This is a genomic window from Streptomyces sp. NPDC001406, from assembly GCF_042895285.1.
Classification (GTDB): Bacteria; Actinomycetota; Actinomycetes; order Streptomycetales; family Streptomycetaceae; genus Streptomyces.
The window spans coordinates 47929-63312 of sequence record NZ_JBIAWG010000006.1; the positions used below are offsets into that span (position 1 = coordinate 47929).

Genomic DNA, 15384 nt, shown 5'->3' on the forward strand with positions numbered 1-15384 from the left:
CTCCGTTGCTGGGTCGAGGGCGGTTACCAGGTGTGCGTGACGGTCACGGGGGCCGACGCGGTGTAGAGCTCCCCCACGGCCCGCACTTCGAACCGTGCCGTCTGCTCGCCCTGTTCGGGCCGGAGTCCGGGGACGAAGTACGCCCGCTGACAGGTGCCGCCGAGGAAGCGGCGGGTGCCGTCGGGCAGCAGGCGGTGCAGCTCGTAGTGGCGTACGTCGCCGGGAGCGGCGCCCCAGGCGAAGCGCAGGTCGCCCCCGGAAGCGGCGGTGATCCGGGCGTCGGTGGGGGCGGCGGGGGTCCGGGGCGTGTCTTGGACGGCGAGTCCGCCCAGCCGCCAGCGGACGGGGCTGTCGGTCGCGGTGAGCCGGACGCCGATCGCGTGGAGGGTGCCGGACAGGCCTGTGAGCCGTACGGTCGTGGTCTGCCAGCCGTTGACCGAGTTCACAGCCGAGCCACAAAAACCAGAGCCACCGGATCCACTGGAGCCACCCGACAGATACGTGTACGGCGGTGTCGCACCGGCGGTGCCCGGCTCGGCGGTGGCGACGGCGAGCTCGACGTTCACACCCCCTGCATCGGCCCGATGCGTCAGCTCGACAACCGTGTCAACAGTGATCGGCAGTCGTGTCGCATACAGGTCCAGCACGACCGGTTGATCCAGTTCACCGTCCACCAGCACACTGCTGCCACCCCGCCACGCGTCCGCGAAGTCGAAGGTGACGGTCGGCCGCTGCCCCGTCGTGCGCACCGCCCACCGACGGGACGGCAGCCGGTCCTGGAGGCCGAGGTGGTTCCACGGTGTGTCCGAGGTGACCGCCCCCTCCTCGTACCAGCGCAGCCCGTGCCCGGTGTTGAAGACGCTCGCGAACGGCACCGACGACACGGTCGAGCGGTCCGCGACCGACACCGCCGGCGCCCGCCACGGGTCGCTCCCGTCCGGCCGCGACGGATCCAGCGACCGCCCGGTCCAGAACCGGTCGTCGGCGGCGTGGAAGTCGCCCGGGGTGCGCCCCGCCGGCAGATGGTTGCGCGTCCACTCGGGCCGGTAGAAGCCGATCGAGGTGACATGAGCTTTCCCGGTCGGCACGATCGCGTCCCAGTTCACCGAGGTGTTCGAGCCGTTGGACTCGACATCGACCCCCGCCCACAACTCATAGCGGTTGCGCCCCAGTTGGACGGCCTTGCGCCCCGAGGAGGCGAGCGTGCCCGAGCTCCACCGGAAGTCGACGAACATGTCGTCGGCGGCCTGGAAGAACGCCTGGTTCTGGCTGTCGAGCGCCCCCTGCCAGCTCACGCTCCCGTTCACGGTCATGGCGTCGTACCAGGTGACCCGCTGCCCCTTCGCCGCGGCGAGGGACTTCAGCTCCCGTACGAAACCGAGCATGGCGGAGCCCAGGGCGCTGTTCCCGCCGCCCGTCTCGGCGTTCACGAACCAGCCGTCGAAGCCGTAAGCAGCTGCCACGGCGACGAGCTGCGCGGCCAGCGGGTAGTGCCCGGCGGAGTCCTTCTGGACGAGGTCGCGGGTCCACTGGAGCTGTCCGCCGTAGGCGACGGGCGGCAGGAAGATGTTGCCGAGGACGGGGACGCCGTGCCGGTGGGCGGCGTCCACGATCGGCGCGTTCGGGGCGAGGATCAGCCCCTCGCCCGCCGAGCCGCCCCAGAAGACGAGTTCGTCCAGGTACGCCCAGTGGGTGAGGGCGTAGTGGTCGGCGGTGGCGGAGCCCTGGGACGGGTTGCTCGACGTGGGCCCGAAGGAGACCAGTGCCTGGATGCGGGCCTGGCCCGAGCGGGCGGTGGTGTTGGCCGGGGTCGGCGTGAAGCGGGCGGCGAGCGGCACCGAGGCCGCGTTGAAGGCGAGGTCGGGGTCGTCGGCGGCCCGCCAGCTCTTCAGGCTGCGCCAGGTGATGCCGGTGTCCGGGGTGCCCGAGGGGAACGAGTCCGGGTACCAGTAGGAGGCGTACGGCTGAGTCGCGGGGGTGGCCACCGGGGCCGCGGTGGCGGGCAGGGACGGGGCCAGGGCCGCCGCGCCGGCGGCGATCAGGACGGTGCGTCTGGTGGGGTTCACGAGCGGGTGCCTCCTTGTGGGGTGGGGAGTACCTGGTCGGAAGTGACGACTTCGGTGATGCCGCGGGCGGCGAGGTGGTCCTTGTCGTCCGCGCGGGAGTCGAGGACGGTGGTGGGGCGGGCGCCGTCCGCGGCCAGCCGGAAGAAGGCGTCGAAGACGGGTCCGCCGGGGGCGCACCGGGAGCGGTGGGCCGGTTCGGCCGGTACGACGAGTGCCGTACCGCGGGCGGTGGGTTCGGCCCGGGGTTCGCGGGCCGCGGCCGCGAGCACGCGCGCGATGTCCTTGGGCCGTCGGCCGTTGGTCAACAGGCCCAACGTGTATTCGAGTTCGGGGAAGTCGGCGAGGGTGCGGGAGACGTCGTGGGAGCACCACCAGGTGATGCCCCACAGATCGGGACAGTCCAGCGCGTTCGCGACGGTCGCCTCGGTGAACGCGGCCGCGTGTGCGGCCGGGACGAGCGGTGCGGGCGCGCCGACCTCCTGGAGCCACACGGGCCGGTGCGGGTCGTCGGCCCAGGCCTTGCTCAGTTCGATCAGATACGCGGCGTGGTGCTCGGTCGGCACGGAGGCGCGGCCGTGGCGCTGGGCGGTGCCGTTGAAGACCCAGGAGTGCACGGCGGTGACGTCGCCCAGGCGGGCCGAGTGCTCCGGGGTGAACGGCTGGTCGTCCTGGTACCAGGCGGCGTCGTACGAGGCGTGCAGATGGAGCCGGCCGGGAGCGCCCTCGGCGCAGGCGGCGAGGAGCCGGGACAGCCACTGTGCCGCCTGCTCGGAGGTGATGCGGTCGGGGTCGGGGTGGGGCCCGGCGGCGAACTGGTTGACCTCGTTGCCGATCGTCATCCCGATGAAGTTGGGCCGGTCGGCGAGGGCGGCCGCGAGGGTCCGCAGATAGTCGGCCTCCGCCTCGACCACGTCCGGGTCCGTGAAGAGGTTGCGCCGGTGCCAGGTACCCGTCCAGGCGGGCAGGAAGTCGAAGCTGCTCAAGTGCCCCTGCAGTCCGTCCACGTTGACGTCGAGCCCGCGCTCGGCGGCCGCGTCGGCGAGCGCGACGAGCTGCTCCACGGCACGCGGCCGGATCAGTGTGCGGTTCGGCTGGAAGTACGGCCACAGCGGGAAGACCCGGATGTGGTCCAGGCCCAGTGCGGCGATCGAGTCGAGGTCGGCGCGTACGGAGTCCGGGTCGAAGTCCAGCCAGTGGTGGAACCACCCTTCGCTCGGGGTGTAGTTGACGCCGAAGCGCACGGCAGGAGGCATGCGGTGTCCTTGCGAGCGGTGATCGGGGTTCACCCCTTGACGGCGCCCTCGCCGACCCCGCGGAAGAAGTACCGCTGGAGACAGGCGAAGAGGGCGATGAGCGGTGCCACGGCGATGACCGTGCCGGCGGCGACGAGCCGTTCGTCGCCCGCGAAGGTGCCGTGCAGATAGTTGAGTCCGATGGTGAGGGTGAATTTGGACGGGTCGCTGAGCACGATGAGCGGCCACAGGAAGTCGTCCCAGGCGCCCATGAAGGCGAAGATCGCGACGACGGCGAGGGTCCCCTTGACCGAGGGCAGGGCGATCCGCAGGAACCGCTGCCAGGCGCTCGCGCCGTCGACGAAGGCCGCCTCCTCGATCTCGTACGGGAGGTTGCGGAAGGCGTTGCGCATCAGCAGGACGTTCATGGCGCCGATGGAGCCGGGCAGGACGACACCGACGAGGGTGTTGTTGAGGCCGAGTTCACGCATGGTGGTGAACTGGGCGATGACGATGCCCTCGACGGGCACGAGCATCGCCAGGACGAAGGCGAGGGTGGCGACCCCGCGGCCCCGGTAGCGCAGCCGGGCCAGGGCGTACCCGGCGAGCGCCGAACCGACGCAGTTGGTCACGACGTTGGCGCCGGCGACCTTCAGCGAGTTGAGGGCGTAGTCCCAGACGGGGATGGTGTCGGCGACCCGCGCGTAGTTGTGCAGTGTCGGGTGCCCGGGCAGGAACGTGGGCGGGGAGCTGAAGATGTCCTCGGTGGGGCCCTTGAGCGAGGTGGACAGCTGCCACAGGAACGGTCCGACGGTGAGCGCGAGCACGATGAGCAACAGCGTGTAGCGCAGCACCAGTTCCCACACCCGGATGCGGCGTCCGTGCTCGTCGGTGACCCGGGTCTCCCGGGCGGCGGCGGGCGCCCGCGGGGGCCGTACCTTCTCCATGACGCTCATGTCTCGTCCCTCCGGTCGGCGCGCAGGACCAGCAGCATCAGTACGACGGTCACGGCGAAGACGACGACCGAGAGGGCGGATGCGTAGCCGACGCGGCCGGTCAGGCCGGTACCGGTGCGCTGGACGAGCATCACGAGGGTGGTGTCCTCGCCGGCCGGGCCGCCGCTCGGGCCCGCCATCAGATAGACCTCGGAGAACACCTTGAAGGCGGCGACCGAGGAGAGCGCGGCGACCAGGACCATGGTCGGGCGCACGGCGGGCACGGTGACCGCGAGGAAGCGGCGCACCGGGCCCGCGCCGTCCACCGCCGCGGCCTCGTGCAGTTCGCGGGGGACGTTCGCCAGCGCGGCCAGATAGATGATCATGTAGTAGCCGAGACCCTTCCAGACCGTGACGGCCATGGCGCTCAGCAAGAGCAGCCACTGGTCGCTGAGGAAGCCGACCCGGCCGATCCCGGCCGTCTCCAGGAGGGAGTTGACCAGCCCTCGTTCGTCCAGCAGCCACACCCAGATGAGCCCGACCACGACGATCGACGCGACGACCGGGGTGTAGAAGGCGGACCGGAAGAAGGTGATGCCGGGGATGTTCTTCTGGACCAGCAGGGCGAGCAGCAGGGGCAGGACGACCAGCGCCGGTACGACGCCGAGGACGTACAGGGAGCTGTTGCGCAGCCCGGTCCAGAACATGCCGTCGTGGAGCAGCTCACGGAAGTTGGCGAGGCCCACGAAGCGGCCCGGGATCAGGGTGCGCCGGTCGGTGAGGGAGTTGTACAGGGTGGAGAGGAAGGGGTAGAGCACGAAGACACCCGTGACGAGGAGCCCCGGGGCCGCGAACAGCCAGGGGCTGGTGGGCAGTTGGCGCCGCACCCGGGACCGTACCGTGAGATCCGCCATGCCGGTTCAGCCCTGCTGCTGAAGGAGCTGGTCGCAGGCCTTGACAGCGTTGTCAAGAGCCGTCTTGGGGCTCTCCTTGCCCTGCAGCGCCTTGGCGACCTCGTTGCGCAGCGCGGTCTTCATCTGCTCGCTGAACAGCACCGGTGTGTAATTGACCGCGTTCTTCAGGGACTTGGCGGCGGCGATCCGCACCTTCGTCTCGTCGGTCCCGTCCTCCTTGGTGAAGTACGCATCGTCGAGGGAGCCGGCGGTGCTCGGGAAGATGGCCACCTTCTTGGCGAAGGACATCTGGTTCCGCGCGTCGGTCACATAGTGCGCGAAGGCGACCGCGGCGGGCGTGTGCTTGGTGCGGGAGTTGACCATCACGCCCATCACATACATGTTGACGTGGCCGGTGCTGGTGATCTGGTCGGTGATGCCGATGTTCCGGTACAGGTTCGGCGCCTGCTTCTTGAAGTTGCCGAGGTCGAGGGCGCTGCCGGGGTTCATGGCGACGGCCTCGGTGAGGAACTTCTTGCCGGAGGACTCCGGGGTCGCGGTCAGGGCCTGCGGGTCGAGCGCCTTGGCGTCGTACAACTCCTTGTATTTGGCCAGGAGTTCGACGCCCTTCGCGTCGTTGAAGGCGAAGCCGGTGCCCTGCCGGTTCATGAGCTCGACGCCGTAGCGGCCGAAGTCCTCGATCGTGGGCACGTTGGCGAGGGTGGCGACCTTGCCGTCGCTCTGCCCGGCCAGCTTCAGGGCGTCGGCGAAGAGTTCGTCGTAGGTCTTCGGGGGCTGTTCCGGGTCGAGCCCGGCCTTCTTGAACAGGGACTTGTTGTAGAACAGCGGGCCAGTGTTCAGATACCAGGGAAAGGCGTACGTCCCGCTCGTCCCCGGTATCCGGTGGCTCGCCCACGCCCCGTCAAGATACTCGGACTTGTACTTGGCGGCGGCCTTGTCGAGGTCGAGCGCGAGGCCCGCCCTGGCCAGCGGGGCAACGAGGTCGGGTGAGACGTTGACGACGTCGGGCAGGGTGCCGCCGGCGGCGTCGGCGCTTATCTTGTCGGCGTATCCCTCGGCCGGCTGGTCGATCCACTTGACGTGGGTCCCGGGGTACTTCTTCTCGAAGGCGGCGATCACGCCCTCGAAGTAGGACTTGAAGTTGGCGCGCAGATTCCAGGTCTGGAAGGTGATGTCGCCCTCGACCTTGCCGGAGGCGTCGGTAGATCCGCCGCCGTCGTCGCCGGAGCCGCAGGCACTCAGCGGCAGGACGAGGGCGGCGACGGCGGCAGCGGCGAAGGCTCTGCGGGATGTGGGCACGGTGACACGGCTCCCTTGGCGGCGTCGGCGGCTGGGACGCCAGCGACCATGCCCGCGGCGTTCGGAAGAAGTCAATGGATTGGCCGCAGCTAAAGAAATTCCCCTGACATTAGTGCAGGTCAATGCGGTGTGGCTGAAAACTTGCGACGGATCGCTAATGCGCTTTAGGGTTCTTGCACTCAAGCGCATTAGCTGTAATCCCCGCAGAAATGGGAGCAACGTGACAGCCAAGCGTTCCCCCGCCCGCCGGCCGACGATGAAGGACATCGCGCAGCGCGCCGGTGTCTCCGAGAGCGCGGTGTCCTTCGCGCTCAACGGCCGTCCGGGCGTCTCCGAGGTCACCCGCGACCGGGTGCGCCGGGTCGCCGAGCAGCTGGGCTGGCGGCCCAGCACGGCGGCCCGCGCCCTGTCCGGGGAGGGCGCGGCCACGGTCGGCTTCGTCCTGGCCCGTCCCGCCCACACGCTCGGCGTGGACTCCTTCTTCCTGCAGCTCGTCTCCGGGATCCAGGAGGTGCTGGCGGAGCGTCATCTCGGGCTGCTGTTCCAGGTGGTGGAGGACGTCGCCGACGAGTGCGCGGTGTACCGGCGCTGGTGGGCCGAGCACCGGGTGGACGGTGTGCTCGTCGTGGACCCGCGCGCGGACGACCCGCGCCCCGACCTGCTGGACGAACTCGGCCTGCCCGCCGTGGTGATCGGCGGCGCGCCCGACGAGCGGCACCCGGGGCTGTCGACGGTGTGGGCGGACGACGCGGGCGCGATGGCCTCGGTCGTCGACGAGTTGACCGCCCTCGGCCATCGCCGGATCGTCCACATCGCCGGACTGCCCGGGCTCGCGCACACCCAGCGCCGCATCCGCACGCTGCGCGCCGAGGCCGAGCGGCGCGGCCTGACCGGGGTGACGTCGGTGACCACCGACTACTCGGACGCCGAGGGCGCGGCCGTGACCCGTCGGGTGCTGCGCGGCTCCCCTCCCCCGACCGCCCTCATCTACGACAACGACGTGATGGCCGTCGCCGGTGTCGCCGCCGCTGCCGAACTCGGCTTCTCCGTACCCGCGGACGTGTCCGTGGTGTCCTGGGAGGACTCGGCGCTGTGCCGCATGGTCAAGCCGTGGCTGTCGGCGCTGTCCCGGGACAGCGGGGAGTTCGGGCGTACGGCGGCACGCGAGCTGACCGCGCTGCTGGACGGGGGCGCGGCGCGCGCGGTGCGGGTGCCGGTGCCGCGCCTGACGGTCCGGGGCAGCACCGCGGCCGCCGCTCGCTACGATGAGCCGTCCGTCTGAAGTCGGCCACGGGGGAAGGAACATGGGATTGGACGAGGGCGCGGAGACGATGGTCCCGGTCGAGATCGACGGCCAGACGGTGCTGATGTCGGTCGCTCCCGGGGAACGGCAGCCGGGGCTCGACCTGGGTGAGGAACAGGAGATCGGCTGGCGCCGCCCGCGTCTCGAACCGGTACTCGACGGCCTGACGGCGGTCGCCCGTGCCATGGGCACGCGACTCCAGCAGACGGGGGCGTCGAAGGCCACGGTCGAGTTCGGCTGCGACGTCTCCTTCGACACCGGACAGTTCCTGGCGGTGGTGGGCAAGGCGTCGTCCAGGTCCACCTGGAAGGTGACCCTGGAGTGGAGCGCGCCGGAGGCTCCGGGAGCGTAGGGGTGGCCGGCTGGAGGGAGTTGCTGGAGGCGGCGACCGTCGCGCTGGACCTGCCGGAGGCGGGCTCCGGCGGAACCGGCTTCGTGATCGCCCCGGGCGTGGTGGTGACATGCGCCCATGTGGTGTCAGGGCCGGGCGGCGTGCGCGGGCGCATCGGCGCGGGCGCCGAACTGACGCTCACGGTGTCGGACGACGAACGGTACCGGGGGGTGAACGGCCTGGACATCGCGTTCCTGCGCTTCACTCCGCAGGCGTCCTCGGCGCCGTGCGCCCTGACCTCCCCGTACGTCGAGTTCGGCGACCGCATGTGGGCCTACGGCCATCCCCGGGGCGACTACCGCGCGGGCCAGTGGGCCGGCCTGGAGTACCAGGGCGACTCCCGGCTCGCCTTCGACGGCGCGATGCCGATGCCCCGCGGCTACGGCACACCGGTCGGCGAGGGCTTCAGCGGCAGCCCGGTCGTCAACGAGCGCACGGGCGCGGTGTGCGGGATGCTGGCGCGCTCCAACAAGGCGGGCAGCGCGCACCTGGTCCCGATCTCCGAGGTCGTGGCCCGCTGCCCGGTTCCGCAGGCGCCGGTCGCCTGGCTGGGGACGCTCACGGACGAACAGCTGCGCGCGGGCGGGTTCAGGTATCCGGGCGCGTTGTTGCGTGACTACCTGGAGGCGGCGCGGGAGGCCGCCGACGAGCATCCCTACGCCGCCCTGCTCACCGATCCCGGCGGCATCCCGCTGTCCACGGTCTACGTCCGCCAGGAGGCCTCGCACACCGAGGACCGGGCCGAGGAGAGCCCCGGCCACCGCCCGGCCGGCCGAGGCAGGTCCGCCGCCGGGCGTGCGCTCGCCGAGCACCGCCATGTGCTCTTCACCGGAGGCGCGGGCAGCGGCAAGTCGAGCCTGCTGCGCCGTCTGGTCTTCACCGCCGCCTCCGCATGGCTCGGGGACCCCGGCCCGGCACCCTCGTACGTCCCGGTGCTGGTCGCGGCCGACCAACTGCTGGACCGCCCGCTGCCCGAGGCGCTGGCCGACGCGCTGGCGCGGGATCTGCCGGGTCTGCGTCGCTCGCCGGCACCGGAACTCTTCGAGAACGGGCCGATGCCGACGGTCGACTGGCTCGTCTGCGTCGACGGGCTCGACGAAGTGCTGGACCCCGGGGACCGCGGCAGGGTCATCCGGTTGATCCAGCGGTGGGCGCGTGAGCCGTATCTGCGCTTCGTGGTGGCCACCCGGTCGCTGGTGACGGCGGAGATGAACCGGCTGGACGAGCTGGAGCGGTACGCCCTGCTCGAATTCGACGACGACGAGATCGAGCAGCTCGCCCATGCGTGGTTCGAGGCGCTCGACGTCGAGGACGCGGGGCGGCGGGCGGGCGCGCTGGCCGGCGAGCTGCGCCGCGGACGGCTCGCCGAGGTGGCGCGCAATCCGCTGTACCTGACCATGATCTGTGCGGTCGCCGCCGTGCGGGACCTGCCGCGCAACCCCGCCGGGCTCTACGCGCGGTTCATCGGCATCCTCCGGGAGAAGGGAGCCCAGCGGCTCGTACGGAGCGACCCGGCCGTCCACGGCATCACGCCCCTGCTGCTGGAGCGGGTGTACGACGCCCTGCATCCGGTGGCGGAGCTGAGGCAGCGCGGGGACACCCGCTCACTGCTCGACCAGGTCCTCGAACTGCTCGCCGACCACGACCCGCCCCATGCCGCGGCGCGGGAGACCGTGCTGCGCGCGCTCACGTTCACCGGTCTGGTGCGACAGCGCGGCGAGGACCTCTACTTCCTTCACCACACGGTCCAGGAGTATCTGGCCGGCCATGCCCTGGCCGACCGCCTCGACCCGAAGGATCCGGAAGCCCTGCGCACGGTGCGCGAGGCGATCGCGGCCGAGCGTCCCAACCAGGCCCTGTTCATGGCCGCCCGCTGGCACGAACAGGGCTCGCCGATCGCCGAGTTCCTGCGCACGGTCGTGGACGGGGGCGGCTGGCGCGACCTGTTGCTGTGCGCCACGGTCCTCAGCGACGAACTCGTCACGGACGAGCGGCTCACGGTGCGGTTCACCCGGGCCGTGCTCAAGCTGTACGACGGCGGCGACGTCACCGTGGGCGACCTCGACGTGGACACAGTGCTGGACCGGTTGTACGCGGTGCTCGATGCTCCGGGCCTGGTCGACGTCATCGGCGATCCCACCGTCCCGCACTGGGCGCGCTCCGGGGCGCTGAGGCACTACGTGCGGCGCGGCGCGGAACAGGCCGCGGCCCTCGCCGCCGAACTCGCCGACGACCCGGATCTTCCGGCCGACCTGCGGGTCGTGGCGGCCACACACCTCGCGCGGGCGGGCGATCCCGAGGCCGCGTGCCGTCGCCTGACGGCTCTGGCCGGGGATCGCGACCATGTGCCGGAGACCCGGCAGGAGGCCGCCGTCGCGCTCCTCGCACTGGACGAGGCCGCGGGAACCGACGCGCTCGCCCTGCTCCTGCGCACCGCGGACTTCCCCCGGCTGTACGTCGAGAACCTGCTGCGGCTGCTCCCCGACGACCTGCCGCCGCAGACGTGCGTGGCGCTCACCGACGCCCTGGCCGGGCATCCCCTGCAGGCCGAGGACCCGCACATCATCGACTATCTGAGCGGCGTTCTGCTGGTGCGCGCCTGGCCCGATCTCCTGGAGGAACTGTGCGCGGACCCCACGGTTCCGCTGTATCTGCGGCACCGGGCCACCCAGTACTTCCCCGGACACCGGGGACACCCGGACCAGGAGACGATGCGTCTGCTGTGCACACAGGTCGTACAGAGCCCGGGGTCGTCCGAGGACGCGATCGCCATCGCGGTGGACAGCATCCACGACGCGGCCCTCGTCGAACGCGTGGCACGCGACGGCCGGCTGAGCCAGTACACCCGGCTCCGGGCCGTCGGGCGGCTGATCCGGCTCGACCGGCCGGCCGTCGCCGCCGAATGCCTCGGCGCTCTCTCGGTCGACCGCTGGCACCTTACGCGGGTCTCCGAACTCCTGCGCGAACTCGGGGAGTCGGTCAGATCCCGGCAGATCCTGGTCGACGCCTTCGAGGATCCGCGCAACACGGTCACCGACCGTCTCGCACACGTCTCCTCGCTCATCGGCCTGGGCGCCTCGGACCTGCTGCGGACGCCCCTGCTGCGCATGGCCGAGGACGCCGGTGTCGCGGTGGCGGACCGGCTCGAAGCGGTGGAGGCCCTGGGGGACGTCGACCCTGCCGTCACCGCCGGTCTGCTCCACGGCATCGCGGCGGACGACGCCGTGCCGGGACGGGTGCGCCGCGACGCGGCAGCCCAACTGCTCAAGACCGGTGACCGGGGCGCCGCCTCGGCCCTGCTGCGCCGCATCGCCGAGGACACCGGCGTCGGCATGCTCGACCGCATCAGGGCCGTCGACCACCTGGCCGACGTCGACCTGCGAGCCGCCGCCGAAACCCTGCACCGCGTCCTCGACGAGGCAGGGCTGCCCGACGAGCACCTGTGGCGACTTCTCGCCCTGGCCGATGCCATGACCCCGGACGTGACGCTGCGCAGACGCCTGGACGCGTTGATCGACGACGTGACGGTGCCCACGGAATCCCTCCTGGACATCGAGGACGAGTCCCTGCTGCAGGTCGCCGTCGTCGTCCCCCGCCTCCGGGGCACCCTGACCCGGATCGCGGAGGATCCCGCGGCCGAGCCGTGGGCACGCACCCGGGCCGCCGGCGCTCTGCTCGGGCTGGTTCCGTACCCGCGCTGGAAGGACCTCATGGCCGGGGTCAGCCCGGACCCCATGCACGTGCTGAGCCTCCATCTGACCCTGGGCGGAACCGGATCCTCCGCGTACGACCCGGCGGTGTGGCAGACCCTCGCATTCGCCCAGGGCGAGGAGGCTGTGATCGTCCCGGTGGGCGCGCTGGCCGGCGTCGATCCCCGGGCGGCCGCGGCGTACTGGACCGAGTCCGTCGAGCGGCGGCGCCCGGAAGCGGTCACCCGACTGGGCCATCTGTGGCTACTGGTGCACGACGAGGGCACCTCGGAGCGGGTGCGGGAGCAGCTCATCTCGTGGGTGCGGGACTCCGCGGCACCCCTCGCCGAGCGGATCGCGGCGGTGACGACCCTCGGCGCGAGCCTCGACGAGTCCTGCCACACCCTCGCCACCGAGGACACCACGCCACCGGAACTCCGGGTCGCCATCTGCGAGCACCTCCCCGCGAGCGGCGCCCTCAACCGCATTCCCGTCGTCCGTGCCCTGGCCGCGGACACGGCCTGTCCGGTCGACGTCCGCGCGCGGGCCGCCGCTCTGCTCGCCGAGGACCTGGGCGAACAGGGCCGTGTCGTCCTGCGCTCGCTCTCCGGTCCCGGCACGACGGACCCCGAGGCCCATCTCGGCGTGGCTGCCGCCTGGGTGAAGCTGGACGTCGGGTGCGAGGCGGAGGCCGCCTACCGACGGGTCGTGGAGGACGGACACGCACCCGCCCGCCACCGTGTCCTGGCGGCGGACGGGCTCATGAGGTGGCGTTCGGCACGCAACCGGGCGCGGGAAGTCCTGCGTTCGGTGCTCGCCGACCAGGACGTGCCCGTCACCGTGCGGATCGAGGCGGCCGAGAAGCTGATCGCGGCCCACGAGCCCGCCGACGCGCACGTCGGGCTGCTGCGGCTGGCGCCGGCCCCGGAAGCGACCCCGGAGGAACGGTCGCGCATCGCGGACCTGCTGCCCGCCGACCTGCGGGCGTACGTCGAGCGCAGGGGATGACCGGCGGCTCGACAGGCACCCCGGCCCCGACGACCTCTCGACGCGCCGCGCGCAACCGTGCACAGTTCTCCCTACGTACCGACCGGTACGCGCCCGCGCACCACCCCGCACCCTCCCTAGGAGCGCCCGTGACCAGCTGGATCGGCCGGACCGCCGCCGAGATCGCCGCCGCCGTACGCGAGAAGCGGGTCACTCCCCGGGAGGTGGTGGCGGAACACCTGGCGCGGATCGACCGCCTCGACGGCCGCATCGGCGCGTTCCGCAAGGTGCTGGCCGACTCGGCGCTCACGGCCGCCGACGAGCTGGCGAACCGCTCCGATCTGGCCGAACTCCCCCTGGCGGGCGTGCCCGTGGCGGTCAAGGACAATCTGGCCGTGCGCGGCGAGTCCACCCTCATCGGCTCGATGGCGACCCCGGACACACCGGCCGACGACGACCATGTCACCGTGGCCCGGCTGCGGGCGGCGGGCGCGGTGGTCGTGGGCCTGACCAATGTGCCCGAGCTGTGCATCTTCGGTACCACGGAGGGCGTGCTCGGCACCTCCCGCAACCCGTGGGACACCTCGCGCACGGCGGGCGGTTCCTCGGGCGGCAGCGCGGCCGCGGTGGCCGCCGGGATGGTCCCGGTCGCCCTCGGCAACGACGGCATGGGTTCGCTGCGCATACCCGCGGCCAACTGCGGCCTCGTCACGCTGAAGCCGGGCCACGGGGTGGTGCCGGCCGGGATCGGCAACGGCGACTGGTTCGGCATGTCGGAGAACGGACCGCTGGCGACCACCGTCGAGGATCTGCGCCTGGTGCTCTCGGTGCTGGCCCAGGAGGAGTTCATCCGCCGGGAGGAGCCCACCACCCGCACGATCGCGGTCTCGCTGCGCAGCCCCCTCGCCGGTGTCACCGTCACCAAGCCGTATACGACCGCGGTCCGCGAGGCGGCGGGTGTGCTTTCCGGGGCCGGTCACCAGGTGCGGCGGGCGAATCCGCCGTACCCCCTCTCGCTCGGCGTCACCGCGCTCCAGCACTGGACGGCGGGTACGGCGGTGGACGCCGAGGGCCTCGACCCGGCGCGGCTGGCCCGGCGGACCCGGGTGCACGCCGCCGTCGGCCGCCGCTTCGTACGCGGAGTGCGCACCGGCGAGCGGCGCGAACGCCTCCGGAGCCGGCTGACCCCCTTCTTCACCGAGCACGACGTTCTGCTGACCCCGGCCCTGGCCCGCCGCTCCCCCCGGTCCGTGCCCTGGCACGAGCGGGGCTGGCTGCCCAACGTCCTGGCCAACACCAACTACTCGCCGCTGACGCCACCGTGGAACCTCACGGGCTGGCCCGCGATGTCCGTGCCGTTCGGCACCCTGCCCTCGGGCGCCCCCTGCGCCGTACAACTGGTGGGCCGGCCGGGCACCGAGGCGGCCCTGCTGGAGCTGGCCGAGCAGTTGGAGAAGCTGCACCCGTGGCAGCGCACGGCGCCTCTCGACTAGCGCACGCGTCCCGCGCCGTCAGCCCAGTGCCTTGTACATGATGTGCAGCCCCACCCGGCCGTGCCGGGGGTGGTCGAACGCCTCCGGCACCGTGCCCAGGATCGTGAAGCCGAGGGAGGTCCAGAGTTTCACGGCGGGATTGGTCTCCACGACGGCGTTGAAGACCATCGCGCGATAGCCCTGCGTCCCGGCCTCGGCCAGGAGGTGTTCGGCGAGGGCACGGCCGATGCCGCGGCCGGCCCGGTCCGGGTCGACCATGAACCCGGCGCCCGCGACGCGCGCGACGGGGCCGCCGTAGTTCGGGGTGAGATACGCGGAGCCGACCACGGCGCCGGTGTCGTCCTCGGCGACGTAGACCCGCTTTCCCGGACCCATCCACAGGGACCGGGCCGCTTCCTGCGAGGTGTCCGGGTCCCAGGCGTATGTCTCGGCGGCGGCGACGATCCGGTGCCAGAAGGGCCAGATCCGTGGCCAGTCGTCGGCCACGGCTTCTCTGATCAGCATGGGCGTGAGTCTCGCACGCCCATGCCAGGCGAACGCGATGCGGCCGACCGGTGGGTCAGTCCACGCTCGGCAGGATGTGGGGTTCGGCGAGGTCGTCCTCGTAGCCCGCGAGGCGGATCGGGGCGGACCGGGCCCACACGTCGAGGCTGCCGAGCTCTCCGGGCCTGCGGCCCGCGCGCTCCGTGCGTTCCTTGGGGCGCTGATCGCGATTCGTCTTCTCCGGTGTCACCGCGCACTCCTTATGTGTCGGGTCACCCTCGGGGCGTACCGGTCAGTCTGCGATCCGGTGCCTGACGCCCGCTCGGGTCTGGATTGAAGGCCAGTTCGGACGCGGTGGCGCCGGTTACTCGCAAGGGCAGGCCGTGGTGAACCGGCTTGTCCCGGGACGGACCGTGGGTGTGGGTGGGACCCCGTACTGCTGCCCGTCGGAGTACAGAGTAACCAAATGAGCGGGGGTCCGCTCGATCGGGAGTGCAAACAAGGTGTAACTATCTCGAGTCGCTCGGTACTCCATCAGCACCATTCTGGGACTATTCATTACATATTGCTTGGTTCGGATCACCCACTTGGC

The 15384-nt window shown here is 71.7% G+C and carries 11 protein-coding genes; 4 read left to right on the forward strand and 7 right to left on the reverse strand.

Annotation, left to right across the window (positions count from 1 at the left end; genetic code table 11):
- Positions 1–23 precede the first annotated feature (23 nt).
- Genes ACFY1J_RS15685 through ACFY1J_RS15705 form a run of 5 tightly spaced genes read right to left on the reverse strand, consistent with a single transcriptional unit; the run spans position 24 to position 6446 of the window.
- The gene (locus ACFY1J_RS15685; protein ID WP_390731339.1) at positions 24–2066 is read right to left on the reverse strand and encodes an endo-beta-N-acetylglucosaminidase; all 2043 of its coding nucleotides are present in this window, start codon (positions 2064–2066) and stop codon (positions 24–26) included.
- A complete protein-coding gene (locus ACFY1J_RS15690; RefSeq protein ID WP_390705717.1) occupies positions 2063–3319 on the reverse strand; it encodes a glycosyl hydrolase in 1257 nt (418 codons plus the stop codon). Before ACFY1J_RS15690 ends, ACFY1J_RS15685 begins: the two co-directional genes overlap by 4 nt.
- Before the next feature lie 29 nt (positions 3320–3348).
- Positions 3349–4254, reverse strand: coding sequence for a carbohydrate ABC transporter permease (locus ACFY1J_RS15695; RefSeq protein ID WP_390705716.1), 906 nt, complete (start codon positions 4252–4254; stop codon positions 3349–3351).
- A complete protein-coding gene (locus ACFY1J_RS15700) occupies positions 4251–5147 on the reverse strand; it encodes a carbohydrate ABC transporter permease (protein ID WP_390731340.1) in 897 nt (298 codons plus the stop codon). Before ACFY1J_RS15700 ends, ACFY1J_RS15695 begins: the two co-directional genes overlap by 4 nt.
- 6 nt (positions 5148–5153) lie before the next feature.
- Positions 5154–6446, reverse strand: coding sequence for an ABC transporter substrate-binding protein (locus ACFY1J_RS15705; protein WP_390731341.1), 1293 nt, complete (start codon positions 6444–6446; stop codon positions 5154–5156).
- Positions 6447–6666: 220 nt separating this feature from the next.
- On the opposite strand from ACFY1J_RS15705, the gene ACFY1J_RS15710 reads away from it, so the two are divergent.
- The 4 genes from ACFY1J_RS15710 to ACFY1J_RS15725 all read left to right on the forward strand — a co-directional run bounded on the left by ACFY1J_RS15710 (position 6667) and on the right by ACFY1J_RS15725 (position 14309).
- Positions 6667–7728: a LacI family DNA-binding transcriptional regulator gene (locus ACFY1J_RS15710; RefSeq protein WP_390705713.1), complete on the forward strand. Its 1062-nt coding sequence runs from the start codon at positions 6667–6669 to the stop codon at positions 7726–7728.
- Positions 7729–7750: 22 nt separating this feature from the next.
- The gene (locus tag ACFY1J_RS15715) at positions 7751–8101 is read left to right on the forward strand and encodes a CU044_2847 family protein (protein WP_390705712.1); all 351 of its coding nucleotides are present in this window, start codon (positions 7751–7753) and stop codon (positions 8099–8101) included.
- 2 nt (positions 8102–8103) lie between these two features.
- A complete protein-coding gene (locus tag ACFY1J_RS15720; RefSeq protein ID WP_390705711.1) occupies positions 8104–12837 on the forward strand; it encodes a trypsin-like peptidase domain-containing protein in 4734 nt (1577 codons plus the stop codon).
- A 128-nt stretch (positions 12838–12965) separates the two neighbouring features.
- On the forward strand, positions 12966–14309 hold the full coding sequence (locus tag ACFY1J_RS15725; RefSeq protein WP_390731342.1) for an amidase: 1344 nt from the start codon (positions 12966–12968) through the stop codon (positions 14307–14309).
- A gap of 18 nt (positions 14310–14327) precedes the next feature.
- Here ACFY1J_RS15725 and ACFY1J_RS15730 read toward each other — a convergent pair whose 3' ends face one another.
- Together ACFY1J_RS15730 and ACFY1J_RS15735 are read right to left on the reverse strand one after the other, a co-directional pair.
- The gene (locus ACFY1J_RS15730) at positions 14328–14813 is read right to left on the reverse strand and encodes a GNAT family N-acetyltransferase (protein WP_390731343.1); all 486 of its coding nucleotides are present in this window, start codon (positions 14811–14813) and stop codon (positions 14328–14330) included.
- A 55-nt stretch (positions 14814–14868) separates the two neighbouring features.
- The gene (locus ACFY1J_RS15735) at positions 14869–15042 is read right to left on the reverse strand and encodes a hypothetical protein (RefSeq protein WP_110633937.1); all 174 of its coding nucleotides are present in this window, start codon (positions 15040–15042) and stop codon (positions 14869–14871) included.
- Between the last annotated feature and the right edge of the window lie 342 nt (positions 15043–15384).